Annotated in this window: 12 protein-coding genes, 1 tRNA gene and 1 other RNA gene; 9 read left to right on the forward strand and 5 right to left on the reverse strand. The window is 45.0% G+C overall.

Features of this window, described 5'->3' with window-relative positions:
• Positions 1-76: 76 nt before the first annotated feature.
• From ODU46_RS05630 to ODU46_RS05640, 3 genes are all read right to left on the reverse strand, one after another.
• Positions 77-149 (reverse strand) — tRNA-Lys (locus tag ODU46_RS05630).
• An 8-nt stretch (positions 150-157) separates the two neighbouring features.
• Positions 158-351, reverse strand: a non-coding RNA gene (ssrS, locus tag ODU46_RS05635) — 6S RNA.
• Positions 352-452: 101 nt separating this feature from the next.
• Positions 453-1,739, reverse strand: coding sequence for a replication-associated recombination protein A (locus ODU46_RS05640; RefSeq protein ID WP_398579366.1), 1,287 nt, complete (start codon positions 1,737-1,739; stop codon positions 453-455).
• Positions 1,740-1,812: 73 nt separating this feature from the next.
• Here ODU46_RS05640 and ODU46_RS05645 point away from each other — a divergent pair, with 73 nt between their 5' ends.
• The 6 genes from ODU46_RS05645 to ODU46_RS05670 all read left to right on the forward strand — a co-directional run bounded on the left by ODU46_RS05645 (position 1,813) and on the right by ODU46_RS05670 (position 6,460).
• Positions 1,813-2,283 (forward strand): DUF3013 family protein, encoded by a 471-nt coding sequence (locus tag ODU46_RS05645; RefSeq protein WP_398579367.1) that lies wholly within the window; start codon positions 1,813-1,815, stop codon positions 2,281-2,283.
• Between the two features lies 1 nt (position 2,284).
• Positions 2,285-2,638: an ASCH domain-containing protein gene (locus tag ODU46_RS05650; RefSeq protein WP_014636733.1), complete on the forward strand. Its 354-nt coding sequence runs from the start codon at positions 2,285-2,287 to the stop codon at positions 2,636-2,638.
• Between the two features lie 600 nt (positions 2,639-3,238).
• A complete protein-coding gene (prmA, locus tag ODU46_RS05655) occupies positions 3,239-4,192 on the forward strand; it encodes a 50S ribosomal protein L11 methyltransferase (RefSeq protein WP_398579368.1) in 954 nt (317 codons plus the stop codon).
• A gap of 1 nt (position 4,193) precedes the next feature.
• Positions 4,194-4,940 (forward strand): 16S rRNA (uracil(1498)-N(3))-methyltransferase, encoded by a 747-nt coding sequence (locus tag ODU46_RS05660; RefSeq protein ID WP_398579369.1) that lies wholly within the window; start codon positions 4,194-4,196, stop codon positions 4,938-4,940.
• Positions 4,941-4,943: 3 nt separating this feature from the next.
• Complete coding sequence (locus ODU46_RS05665; RefSeq protein WP_398579370.1) at positions 4,944-5,660, forward strand: DUF554 domain-containing protein; 717 nt, start codon at positions 4,944-4,946, stop codon at positions 5,658-5,660.
• 242 nt (positions 5,661-5,902) lie between these two features.
• Complete coding sequence (locus ODU46_RS05670) at positions 5,903-6,460, forward strand: hypothetical protein (protein WP_172114888.1); 558 nt, start codon at positions 5,903-5,905, stop codon at positions 6,458-6,460.
• A 132-nt stretch (positions 6,461-6,592) separates the two neighbouring features.
• Here the strand turns inward: ODU46_RS05670 and ODU46_RS05675 are convergent, their stop codons facing one another.
• On the reverse strand, positions 6,593-7,117 hold the full coding sequence (locus tag ODU46_RS05675) for a GNAT family N-acetyltransferase (RefSeq protein ID WP_105211639.1): 525 nt from the start codon (positions 7,115-7,117) through the stop codon (positions 6,593-6,595).
• A 55-nt stretch (positions 7,118-7,172) separates the two neighbouring features.
• Positions 7,173-9,614 carry a bifunctional 2',3'-cyclic-nucleotide 2'-phosphodiesterase/3'-nucleotidase gene (gene sntA, locus ODU46_RS05680; protein ID WP_205040702.1) on the reverse strand — a complete coding sequence of 814 codons (2,442 nt, stop codon included), beginning with the start codon at positions 9,612-9,614 and terminating at the stop codon, positions 7,173-7,175.
• A 255-nt stretch (positions 9,615-9,869) separates the two neighbouring features.
• Between sntA and ODU46_RS05685 the strand changes: the two genes are divergently transcribed.
• From ODU46_RS05685 to ODU46_RS05695, 3 genes are all read left to right on the forward strand, one after another.
• A complete protein-coding gene (locus ODU46_RS05685) occupies positions 9,870-12,071 on the forward strand; it encodes a bifunctional (p)ppGpp synthetase/guanosine-3',5'-bis(diphosphate) 3'-pyrophosphohydrolase (RefSeq protein ID WP_014636726.1) in 2,202 nt (733 codons plus the stop codon).
• 1 nt (position 12,072) lies between these two features.
• Positions 12,073-12,516, forward strand: a complete 444-nt coding sequence (dtd, locus tag ODU46_RS05690) for a D-aminoacyl-tRNA deacylase (RefSeq protein ID WP_172078010.1) — start codon at positions 12,073-12,075, stop codon at positions 12,514-12,516.
• Positions 12,517-12,592: 76 nt separating this feature from the next.
• Complete coding sequence (locus ODU46_RS05695) at positions 12,593-12,778, forward strand: hypothetical protein (protein ID WP_024403053.1); 186 nt, start codon at positions 12,593-12,595, stop codon at positions 12,776-12,778.
• The last annotated feature ends 152 nt before the right edge of the window (positions 12,779-12,930 follow it).

Here is a 12,930-nt window from a genome sequence, read left to right on the forward strand (position 1 = left end):
GACCAACTTTTGACCAAATTCACTCAAAAAACGAGAAAAAGCCTTGATAAAACAAGACTTTCCTCATATCAACCAATCCTCCCTGTAGGGATCGAACCTACGACCCACGGATTAAGAGTCCGCTGCTCTGCCAGCTGAGCTAAGGAAGGTAAAAAATAAAAATGCTGTATTGGTACCGGTTATCCATGGATTGTATTGATCCCGCACGCTAAAAGCAGGTGGGTGACGCGTTTCTAACTTAGTTGCTTCTGGGTGTGCCAGCTTGCATACTGTCAGAGGATCTTTGTCTCCCTAGTAATACAAAAATAGTCGGTCAACACATAGGTATGAATTCGTATACCACAGCAGTTCTTATTTATGATTTAATAATACCACTTTTTTTTGAAAAATCAAGAGAAAAACAGCAAAAATGTAAGCGGTGTCAAAGGGTGTGTACCAAAAAACCAGTTCTATCAAGGATTTTGGCGTCTATTTTTTTTCAAATTTTTTATCTTTTCTTGGGTCATACCCAAGGCACGCTCGTATTTACCGGTGTCGTTGGCGGTAAAGTAGTCCGCATGAAGTAACTTATCGGGCAGGTATTGCTGGTCCACCCATTTTTCAGGATAGGCATGCGGATACTGGTAGCCAATAGCATTTCCCAGCTCCTTACTACCAGCATAATGGCCGTCCCGCAGGTGATTTGGAATAGGCAGATGACCGTTTTTCCGCAAATCAGCCAGAGCTGCATCCATAGCCAGATAGGCAGAATTGGACTTGGGAGAAAGGGCCAAATCAATGACCACATTGGCAATCAAAATCCGTGCCTCTGGAAAGCCGATTTTCTGGGCAGCTTCAAGGGCGGTCACCGTATGGATTTGTGCTTCTGGATTGGCCAAGCCGATGTCTTCGTAGGCAATGACCGTCAAGCGACGAGCCAGACTAGGCAGGTCTTCGGCCTCAATCAAACGAGCGGCGTAGTGGAGGCTGGCATTGACATCGCTACCCCGAATGGATTTTTGTAGGGCGGAGAGGATATCGTAGTGGGCATCGCCGTTCTTGTCCATACTGATGTAGGATTTTTGTAGGCTATTTTCCACGGCGTCCAGATCAATGTGGCGGCTACCGTCATCACTTTCCTTGGTCGAAAGTACAGCTAATTCTAGCGAATTGTAAGCAGCACGTAGGTCACCGTTGGTGGCGTTGGCTAGGAAATCCAGAGCCTCAGGCTCAATGGTAATGGGGAAGTCAAAACCACGTTCACTGTCTGTCAGAGCCAGTTCCAAGGCCTGTCGGATGTGGCTGGTTTGCAAAGGATGCAATTCAAAAATCTGCACCCGACTACGAATGGCGGGCAGAATTGAGAAGAAGGGATTTTCCGTCGTTGCCCCAATCATGATGATATTGCCATTTTCCAAAAGAGGAAGCAGGAAGTCTTGCTTGGTCTTGTTGAGACGGTGGATTTCATCGAGCATGAGGACCAGACCGCCAGAAAACTTGGCCTCTTCAGCGATTTCCTGCAGGCGTTTTTGGTTGTCCGTCGTGGCATTAAAGGTTCGAAAGGCGTACTTGGTCGTACCAGCAATGGCGGACGCAATCGAGGTTTTGCCAATCCCTGGCGGACCGTAGAGAATCATGGACGACAGCATATTGGCATCAATCATGCGACGGATAATCTTTCCAGGACCGACCAGGTGTTCCTGACCGATGACGTCATCAATGGATTTTGGCCGCATACGAAGGGCGAGATTGGCTGGCATAGGCTTCCTTTCGTTTCTTTTGTTAGCTGAATATGGTACACTTATTATAACATAAAATCGAAAGGGGTCTGATATGGCAAAACATGGCTTTTTAGATGTGCTGGAAGCGGCACTGGACAAACATTTTACTTACGATTACGAGCTTAACTGGGACAAGAAAAACCACGCAGTTGAGTTGGCTTTTATCTTGGAAGCACAGAACGCGGCTGGGGTTGAAACAGTGGACGACGAAGGCAATGCTTCTGCGGAGGATATTTTCCTAGAGGAGTATGTCCTTTTCTACAACCAGGACAAGTCCCGCTTTGATGCGGAAGACTACCTGGTCGCTCTGCCATTTGACGCCAAGAAGGGCTTTTCAGCAGAGTTTCTGACCTACTTCGCAGGTTTTCTCAAGGACACCGCCGACCAAGGTTTAGATGACCTCATGGACTTTTTGGCGGACCCAGAAGCCCAAGAGTTCGCGATTGCTTGGGACGGTGAGGCTTTTGAAAAAGGCAGAGCAGCCTTGGTGGAAGGGGAGTTCTACCCATATCCGAGGTATTGAGATGGTTCATGAAATGTTACTGGCTCCAAAACCGTTTGAAATGATGAAGTCTGGTCAGAAGACCATTGAGCTACGACTTTACGATGAGAAGCGCAAGCATATACAAATTGGAGATCGCATCCGTTTTTATTGTACAGAGAATCAGACGCAAACGATCGAGGTGCAAGTATTAGATCTTCACATATTTGATAATTTTGCTCAGTTATACAAAGAACTGGATTTATTATCTTGTGGGTATACGCAAAGCAGTATCAGAGAGGCGAAACCAGAAGATATGGAAGTTTACTATTCGCGAGAACAGTTAGAACAATATGGTGCAGTAGGTATAGAATTGAGGGTAATAGATTCTATTTGACATTCCGTTTCCTCTCTTGCTTGACTGCAGGCGAAACTTTTGCTATTATAAAAATAGAAAAGGCGTTGAGCTGGAACTCAACGCCCAGTAGGACCGCTAAACGGTGGTTCAGTTCGTTAGATTAAATAACCGTCAGAACTGTGTCAAAGTTTGCTGACGGTTATTTTTTATCTCGAATAGCTAAAATGATGACGATTATCAAGCTCAGCATTTCAACAAGTAGACTTGATAAATATAAATCCAGAGATCTCCGACGTGAGAGTTTTGAAACGATATTTTTCAAAACTCGAGCTAGTGCGTGCGTGCCCTAGACAAATCTTATAGGATTTGTCGTTGCCAGATGAGTAAGTTAACTTACCATCTGGCATGGGCTAGCCTTTCTAGCAGATTTGCTGTCCACTTCCATGGGCATCACCTCCGTTCAGAAACTTGGAACCACCGTCTCAAACTTTCCTACACATGTTTATTCGCAGTGCGATTAGAAAATTTTCGAAAAAGTATTATTAGGGCTCCATTGCGTAACATTAACTTGTAAAAAAGGCTAGAAATCGGTACAATAATACAGTGATTGACGCATAGAAAAGAAAAGGAACAAGAAACATGAACTCATGGCAAGAATTAACCATTCACGTGCATCGTGATGCAGAAGAAGCAGTTTCAAATCTGATGATTGAAACGGGCAGTCAGGGGGTGGCAATTAGCGACTCAGCTGACTATGTGGGGCAGGAGGACCGTTTCGGTGAACTCTATCCCGAGGTGGAGCAGTCAGACATGATTGCGATTACGGCCTACTATCCTGACACTTTGGATATTGAGAAAATCAAGGCAGATTTGGCCACTCGCTTGGCGGATTTGACAGGCTTTGGCTTGGAGACAGGTCAGATTAGCTTAGAAAGTCAGGAATTGGCAGAGGAAGACTGGGCGGACAATTGGAAGAAATACTATGAGCCAGCTCGTATTACCCACGATTTGACCATTGTACCGTCTTGGACGGACTATGAGGCGACTGCTGGTGAGAAGATTATCCGTCTGGATCCAGGCATGGCTTTCGGTACGGGCACCCACCCGACGACCAAGATGAGCCTCTATGCTCTTTCTCAGGTCCTGCGTGGTGGCGAAACGGTCATTGACGTCGGCACAGGCTCAGGTGTACTCTCTATTGCCAGCTCCCTCTTGGGTGCTAAGGAGATTTTTGCCTATGACTTGGATGAAGTGGCGGTGCGTGTGGCCCAGGAAAACATTGACCTCAATACCCACACCAGCAATATCCATGTCGCGGCAGGCGACCTGCTTCGTGGCGCTGACATTGAAGCAGAAGTCATCGTTGCCAACATCTTGGCGGATATTCTCATTCATCTGACCGAGGATGCCTACCGTCTGGTCAAGGACGAGGGTTACTTGATTATGAGCGGCATCATCGCGGACAAGTGGGACATGGTACGAGCATCTGCGGAGGCGGCTGGCTTCTTCCTTGAGACCCACATGATTCAGGGCGAGTGGAATTGCTGCGTCTTCAAGAAAACAGCTGACCGCTCAGGTGTGATTGGAGGCTAGGATGCAGCAGTATTTTGTCAATGGCAGAGCACCGCAGGGCATTTTTCAGATTAAGGATAAGGACACTGCCAAGCACATGTTTTCTGTCATGCGCTTGCAGGCAGATGACCAAATTGTCCTGGTCTTTGATGACGGCATCAAACGCTTGGCACGGGTAGTGGACAGCCAGAGCCAATCTGTTGAAATCATCGAAGAACTGGCAGACAATGTTGAATTGCCCGTTTCCGTGACCATCGCCATGGGCTTTCCCAAGGGAGATAAGCTCGAATTTGTCGCCCAAAAGGCAACGGAATTGGGCATGGCATCCCTCTGGGCCTTCCCAGCGGATTGGTCTGTGGTCAAATGGGACGGTAAAAAACTGGCAAAAAAAGCAGAAAAGTTAGAAAAAATCGCCCAAGGCGCAGCCGAACAAAGCAAACGCAATCGCATTCCAGCTGTTCGATTATTTGAGAAAAAATCAGATTTCCTAGCTCAGCTGACAGGATTTGACCAGATTATCTTAGCCTACGAAGAGGCCGCCAAAGAGGGCGAGCAAGCCAATCTAGTGAAAATCTTGTCTGGCTTAGAAGCTGGCCAATCAGTCCTTGTCATCGTCGGTCCAGAAGGTGGCGTGTCGCCTGAGGAAGTCGCTGCATTTGAAGGAGCAGGAGCGGTCAAGACAGGTCTTGGTCCACGTATCTTACGAGCGGAGACGGCTCCACTCTACGCCCTTTCTGCCATTAGCTACGCGACGGAATTGTTGAGGTAGTATATGTTTGCCTTAGGGACGATTATCAATACCATCGCCATTGCCCTAGCAGGTTTGCTAGGGTCTTGGTTTGGACATTTACTGAAAGAACGGCATCAGTCTGGGTTGACGATGGCGAGTGGTGTTGCTGTTCTTTTTCTGGGGATTTCTGGTAGTTTAGAGGGGTTACTGACAGTTATAGATGGTCAGATCACAAGTCAGAATAGTATGCTTCTGGTCATCAGTCTGGCTTTCGGTACTTTCTTAGGAGAAGTGCTTCATATCGAAGGTTGGTTTGAGCGCTTGGGGATCTGGCTCCGAGAAAAGTCAGGAAACGGTCAAGCTTCACAGTTTTTAGATGCTTTTCTAACAGCATCCCTTACTGTTTGTATCGGTGCCATGGCCATTATCGGCTCTATCCAAGACGGCTTAACGGGAGATTATACCCTCCTCGCCATTAAGAGTATTCTGGATTTTATCATCATCTTTATCATGACGGCCAGCTTGGGCAAGGGGGCAGGATTTTCGGCAGTACCGGTTTTGATTTTTCAAGGATTAGTCACTCTTTTGGCGCGCCTGATTGAGCCTCTAATGACGGATCAGGCCCTTGCCAATCTCTCCTTTATCGGCTCCGCCCTCATCTTCTGTGTCGGTGTCAATATCATTTGGGATAGGAAAATCCGAGTGGCCAATATGCTGCCAGCCATCGTGATTGCAGTTATTTGGTCATATTTTACATGATTTGGTTTACATTTACATACTTGATTAGTTGTTTTTTAAAGAACATGTTGATATACTATAAATTGTGATAAAGATGAATGATCTGTCGTTTTAAGGAAGAAGTTTGTCCCGAAAACACGTTAGCAAATAGTGAATGTATAGCTCCGAACGATTCGAACAAACAGGATCATGATGGATTCGTTCATAGCTCAATGGTCGTTGCAATTAGCGAAGATTGAGGAGATATGTGATGGAGATTGCCCATGAAAAGATTGAGTACCCCTATTTTTGCTGCTCTTGGATTTTTCTTGATAGTCTTTGTTGCTCTTAATCAATTCGGTAGAGTTCCAGGGACTAGCTATCAGATTATCTCGGAATTGGTTTTGTATAATCAAGCAACAGAGCAGACCTATGAGTTTGAAAATCATGAAGTGAGAAAGGCTTTTATTCGTCAATTATCGAGTACGTCTAGTCGAGGTTTTCAAGCGTCTGATAGTCGTACTTCTCTCGAAGCAACCTATCATGAAACCATTATGAGTGAAAATCTGATTTCTTCGATTTACGGTGGAGAAGAAGGCAGAATTATGGAGTTTAGTCGTCCTAGAAAAACGGCTTTGGGGAATCTCATTTTTGCTTCAGAAAGCGTTTCTTACCCTGTTTTTGCAAGGAAGTATGGAAACATTCGCTTGGAAACAACGATACTTTGTCAGGAGTTTAGAGTAGAACAGCGGTTAGCGAATCAATCAAACTGGGTAGATTTGGGAATCTATACAGTAAAAAGTCCCAAAGAAACCCGCTATGTACCGATTTATTGGGAGTAGCGATATAAATATAAAAACGGCTCGAGTACGTCTTCGAGCTATTTTTATATGCTTTGATTAATTCATCTAGAGAGTATATGAGGGTAAAAAAGAGCTTGAAAAAACAAGCTCTTGATTATTGCCCTGTTTTTTTTACTGTCTTCGTTCAAACCTTAAAAGGTTAACTTGTCCCAATCCCTTCCAGTCTTCCTCAACTCGCCCGATTTGTTGGAAGCTATTCTTTATCAGTACCTTTTGTGAGGCTTGGTTTTCGGGTAGGACGAGGGCGACGATTTCTTTTATTTGGCATTCTTCTGTCAAGTAATGGCAGAGCAGGCTAACTGCTTGGCTAGCTAGACCTTGATTCCAGAAGGCATGGTGAATCCGATAACCAATGGTCACCGACGCAGACCGTTTCTTGTGGTTAAAAACTTCCAAAATGCCAATCAATTTCCTCCCGCATTCTACTCCTAGAAACAGACGTTTTTTCTTGTCAAAATCTCTTTGGAAATGACCGATGCGCTTGCGGAGAGTTTCTTTATTTTGTGTGGAGGTGTTGGGTGTCATCTGAAAGTGAATGGGGTTGGAATAGATTTCCCAGAGGTCTTCCAAATCGTTTTCTCGGATGAGGCGTAGGCATAAGGTTGCGCTAGTAAGGCGTGGAATGTTTTGGAACATAATTTCTCCTTTATAAAACAGAAGAGTTTGGGCTCCCAAACTCTTGCTGATTATTTTAATGTTCTTTTTTCTTAGTCCATGCGCCGACAAAACCAATCAAAGTGAGACCAAGCAGACTAAGCATAGAGGTAGCTTCTCCTGTTGCAGGGAGTGTCTTGGTGCTCGCTTGTGAATGTGGACTAGCCAATTTATGTTGTGGAGCAGGAGCTGGTGGATTTACCGCTGGAAGAGTAATTCGTTGACCAGATTCGAGTACAATATCTTGACCTGTGTTACCTTGATCTGACTGCTGTTCATCTGGAGTCACTACTTTAGGTTCAGTATAGACGAATTTGAACTCACCGAACCCTTCGCTGGCAGTTGAAGCCTGTAGGTAGACAATACCTTCTTGGTCAGCAACTAGAGCTTTCGCACGATCTGCTGTCAAGAAGCGGAGGTCGAGTCCCTTGATGCTATCTGTAAAGGTCCAGTTATTGTCTGCTGTAGGGTTGATAACTTTCTCAGCGATAATATAATTGATGATGGCTTGGCGGTTTTCCAGGTTGAGCAAGTAGTTGACAGAAGCTTCGCGGACCCCAGGGAAAGTACCGTTTGCACGGTAGTTGTTGGTCACGACGATGAATTCTTGATCAGCCGTCACATCTTGCCCATTGTATTGCAGATTCCGAACTCTGCTGGCAGTTTCGTTGACTACCTTACCATTACGATCGTATTTATTTGGTTGCGTAATATCGTACTGATAAGTTACTCCGTCAATAACGTCAAAATTGTAAGTGCGGAAATCTGTGTTGACTAGGTTTTGTGGTTCTGTTGAGCTTGGGTCAACCTGGTTGAATTGCCCTGCGGACATTTCCAACCATTCTTTGAGTTGGGCACCGTTGACTTTCAAGATGGCTACAACGTTGTCGTAGAGGTAAAGGTCTGCTACGTTCTTGATGGCGATTGGGCCGGCAGGAATATCTGTATAGGCTGAAGCATCGCCTCGAGTACCAGCCTTAAATGGTGCAGCCGCAGATAGGATTGGTAGATTAGCTTCTGAAGTACCCGCCAACTGTTGTTTTGCATACCAAATTTGTGCATTGTTAACAATCTGTACAGAAGGATCATCTTGAACAAGGGCAAAGAAGCTGTTGATTGGAGCAGTTGTTTCACCGACTTGTTGGCGCACATAGTTGATGGTTTCGTTATGGGCTTCTTTAGCAAGGTCGATGATGCGACCATCTGCTACAGATGATTTTGTATCAATTTTACGAATAGCTGCTTTGCTAGAAGTAGTTGTCCATTTGCCATCTTTAAAGACCAGATTGAGGTCGATGACGCCGAGGTGATCACCGTATTTACCCGCCATGGTGACAGGAGTACCGTTGATTTTACCATTTGTATCATCCACGCCAGAATATTTAGCGTAGAAGCTTGGTTTTTCGGCAGTTCCTGGGAATTCTGCGTGGGAGTGACCTGTGATGACCGCATCAACTCCTGACAGGCTGGCGATTTGGTAACCGACATTTTCCTCGCCGACTTCATATTGGTCATCGCCGATACCTGAGTGGGAAAGGACCAGAACGATGTCTGCGCCATTTTCTCGCATGGTTGGGATAATATCGCGAACGGCTTCAACTGCATCACGGACAATCACTTTTCCTTCTAGATAAGCTTTGTCCCAGTTGAGAATTTGAGGGGGAACAATTCCTGTAACACCGACATTTAGTGTAACATTTTTACCCTCGGTGTCTGTGAATGTCTTTTTCACAATGGTATAAGGGGTATAGAGAAAGTCTTTCGTAGTCGGATCGAGGACATTGGCATTGACTAGAGGCATGTTGGCTGTACGAATTACTTTTTCGAGGTAGGCAAGGCCGTAGTTAAATTCGTGGTTGCCAAGTGTACCGACATCAAATCCCAGAGTCTCTAAGGCGGCGTACATAGGATGTTGTTCGCCTTCTTCAATAGGATCAACGATAGACTTGTAATTTCCAAGAGGAGTACCTTGAATGGTGTCTCCATTATCTACCAATACAACATTTGGATTTTCTTTTTTTGCCTCTTCGATAAGAACAGCTGTTTTTGCCAGACCCAGCGTTTCCACTGGTTTATCTTGGTAATAGTCATAGTTGACCAAGTTCGTATGGAGGTCAGTTGTTGCGAGAATGCGAACATCAACAGTTTGTCCTTCAACAGGCTGGCTAGTTTCAGTTGCAGCAGGAGTGACCGTGCGTGCTTCTGAAGCAGTTGTGTCAGTTGTCTCGCTCGTAGGATCACTAGTTTCAGCTGTCTCGGAAGAGCTTGGATTTTCAGCTTCGGTAGTGGCAGGAGCAGGAGATTCTGTACTATCAGCTTTCTCTGTGGTGTCAGTTTCAACTGGTACAGCCTGACTTGCTTCTGTTGAAGAAGCTGGAGTTGTGTTGAGAATCTCTTCGGCTTGAGCTAATTTTGGATTGCTTGCAGCTAAGAGAGCTAGTGTGAGTGCTACGGCACACTTACTGAAACGAAAATTCATAAGAATCCTCCATTTTCTTTTTGTAATAATCTTCTACAATCATTATACAGCTAAGAAATGCAAAATTCAAGACTAATTCTGAACGTTCGTTTGAAAAATGAGTGAAAACAACGAGAAAACAAAAGAAAACAAGAACGTTCGTTGAATCTGAACTTGGTTTAGATTGTTTGTAATTAGTAGTCTTATGTTAGATTCCTTTTTCTTTTTTCGTGAAAATGGTAGAATAGTAGGAAATATAAGAGGAAGAGTAGAGATATGAAAGAAATTAACTACACTGGGGAGGAAGTGGTTGCCTTGACAGCCACCTATTTACCGGAAGAAGATGTTATATTTGTCAAGAAAGCTTTGGATTTTGCGACAGAGGCACACAAGTCCCAATTTCGTAAATCGGGCGAGCCCTATATTGTACACCCGATCCAGGTAGCAGGTATTTTAGCAGGACTCAAGCTGGATGCTGTGACGGTTGCCTGTGGTTTCTTACATGATGTGGTTGAGGATACGGATGTAACCTTGGATGATATGGAGGCTGAATTTGGTCCAGAGGTTCGCCATATTGTCGGTGGTGTGACCAAGCTGGGTAAGGTTGAGTATAAGTCACATGAGGAGCAGCTGGCTGAAAACCACCGAAATATGCTGATTGCTATGTCTCAAGATATGCGGGTAATTCTGGTCAAATTAGCCGACCGTTTACATAACATGCGGACTCTTAAGCACTTGCGCAAGGACAAGCAGGAACGTATTTCACGTGAAACAATGGAAATCTATGCACCGCTTGCCCACCGTCTAGGTATTTCTTCTATCAAGTGGGAATTGGAAGATATGTCTTTCCGCTATCTCAATGAGATTGAATTCTACAAGATTACTCGAATGATGAGCGAGAAGCGTCGTGAACGGGAAGAGTTGGTCAATGAAGTTGTTGATAAGCTAAGAGACTATACAGAAGAGCGTCATCTACATGGTCAGATTTACGGTAGACCCAAGCATATTTACTCTATCTATCGCAAAATGCACGATAAGAAAAAGCGGTTTGATCAACTCTATGACTTGATTGCCATTCGTTGTATCATGGATACTCCGAGCGATGTCTATGCTATGTTAGGGTATATTCATGAATTGTGGAAACCTATGCCAGGTCGCTTCAAGGACTACATTGCCAACCAAAAAGCTAACGGCTACCAGTCTATTCATACCACGGTTTACGGACCGAGAGGTCCAATCGAGTTCCAAATTCGGACCATGGAAATGCATCAGGTGGCGGAATACGGGGTGGCAGCTCACTGGGCTTACAAGCGTGGTGGCAAGGCAACTGCCAGTGAAAAAGAGTTGCGCTGGATTAACAACCTGATTGAACTCCAAGAAGGAGCTGGGGATGCGCAAACCTTTGTAAATTCTGTCAAGGACGATATTTTTACAGAGCGTATTTACGTTTTCACGCCAGATGGTGCGGTGCGTGAATTGCCTAAGGACTCCGTACCGATTGACTTCGCCTATGAAATTCATACCAAGGTCGGCGAGCGGGCGACAGGTGCCAAGGTCAACGGCCGTATGGTGCCTCTGACAACCAAGCTTAAGACAGGCGATCAGGTGGAAATCATTACCTCAGCCAACTCTTTCGGTCCAAGTCGTGACTGGGTCAACCTGGTTAAAACTCACAAGGCTCGCAATAAAATCAAGCAGTTCTTCAAGAATCAGGACAAGGAATTGTCTGTTTCAAAAGGGCGTGAGATGCTTCAGAACCTACTCCAAGAAAATGGCTACGTTCCCAACCAATACCTGGACCGTCGTCACATGGATGAGGTCCTGCAAAAGACCAGCTATAAGACCGACGAATCCCTTTTTGCGGCAGTTGGTTTTGGAGAAGTTTCTGCCATATCAATCTTTAACCGTCTGACAGAAAAAGAGCGTCGCGAAGCTGAGCGGGCTAAGGCCAAAGCTGTCGCGGATGAATTGGTCAACGGTGGCGAAGTCAAACACGACAACAAAGATAGTTTGAAAATCCGTCACGAAGGTGGCGTGGTTATTGAAGGTGCGTCAGGCTTGCTGATACGGATTGCCAAATGTTGTAATCCAGTACCTGGCGATGAAATTGTCGGCTATATCACCAAGGGGCGTGGGGTAGCTGTTCACCGTGTAGACTGTATGAACCTCAAGAGTCAGGAAAACTATGATGTCCGCCTGATTGATGTGGACTGGGAGGATGAGAATTCGACCAAGGAATACATGGCAAACATTGACATCTACGGTCTCAACCGCTCAGGTCTTCTCAACGATGTTCTCAAGGTTTTGACCAATGCCAGCAAGAACATTTCTTCGGTCAATGCCCAGCCAACAAAGGATATGAAGTTTGCGACCATCCACGTTTCCTTTGGTATTTCCAACCTGGCAACCTTGACCAGTCTGGTGGACAAGATCAAGTCGGTGCCAGAAGTTTACTCAGTGAAAAGGACCAACGGATAAGATGAAAATTGTATTACAACGTGTATCGCAGGCCAGTGTGACCATCGAAGGAAGTATCCATGGGCAAATTGAACAAGGGCTTTTGCTCCTAGTCGGTGTGGGGCCAGATGACAGCCAGGAAGACCTGGACTATGCTGTTCGAAAAATTGTTAATATGCGGATTTTTTCAGATGAGGCAGGTAAGATGAACAAGTCCGTTCAAGATATAGGGGGCAAGATTTTATCCATTTCCCAGTTTACCCTTTTTGCGGACACCAAAAAGGGCAATCGCCCTGCTTTTACAGGAGCGGCAGCTCCTGCCCTAGCCAGCCAACTCTATGATGCTTTTAACAAAGCCCTGTCAGCCTTTGTGCCTGTTGAAGTAGGCGTTTTTGGGGCGGATATGGCGGTCAGTCTGGTCAATGATGGGCCGGTGACCATTGTTTTGGATACGAAAAATAAGTAAAACTTTTGGCAATGGTATGTACTCTAGTTGTGTATTTTGATATACTAATATTGAAAAAATAGGTATGGAGGCTGCTATGAAAAAATTGCTCACAAATCATTTCTTTTATTTGACGACTGCATTTCTTTTGATTTTAGTGATTTACTTTAGTGGAATAGATAAACGTTGGATTATTTTGGCAAGTTTTCTTTATTTCATTCCATCGCAGATTTTATACCGTCGTCGCCTAAAAGAGCGACTCCAAGAAAACCAGCCCAAGTAGGCTGGTTTTTTGATGTATAAATTGGACTACAATTCTTTATTAAATATGCTATAATAGTTTTTGCAGAAAAGTAAAGACGGTGGCTCTGATTTCTGAAAGGTAGGTGGGAGCGGTACAGAACTCAACTAGTAGAAAATGAGTTCGTCTTACCG

It is taken from the genome of Streptococcus sp. 2020WUSS089 (assembly GCF_044427405.1).
Lineage (GTDB): Bacteria > Bacillota > Bacilli > Lactobacillales > Streptococcaceae > Streptococcus > Streptococcus hashimotonensis.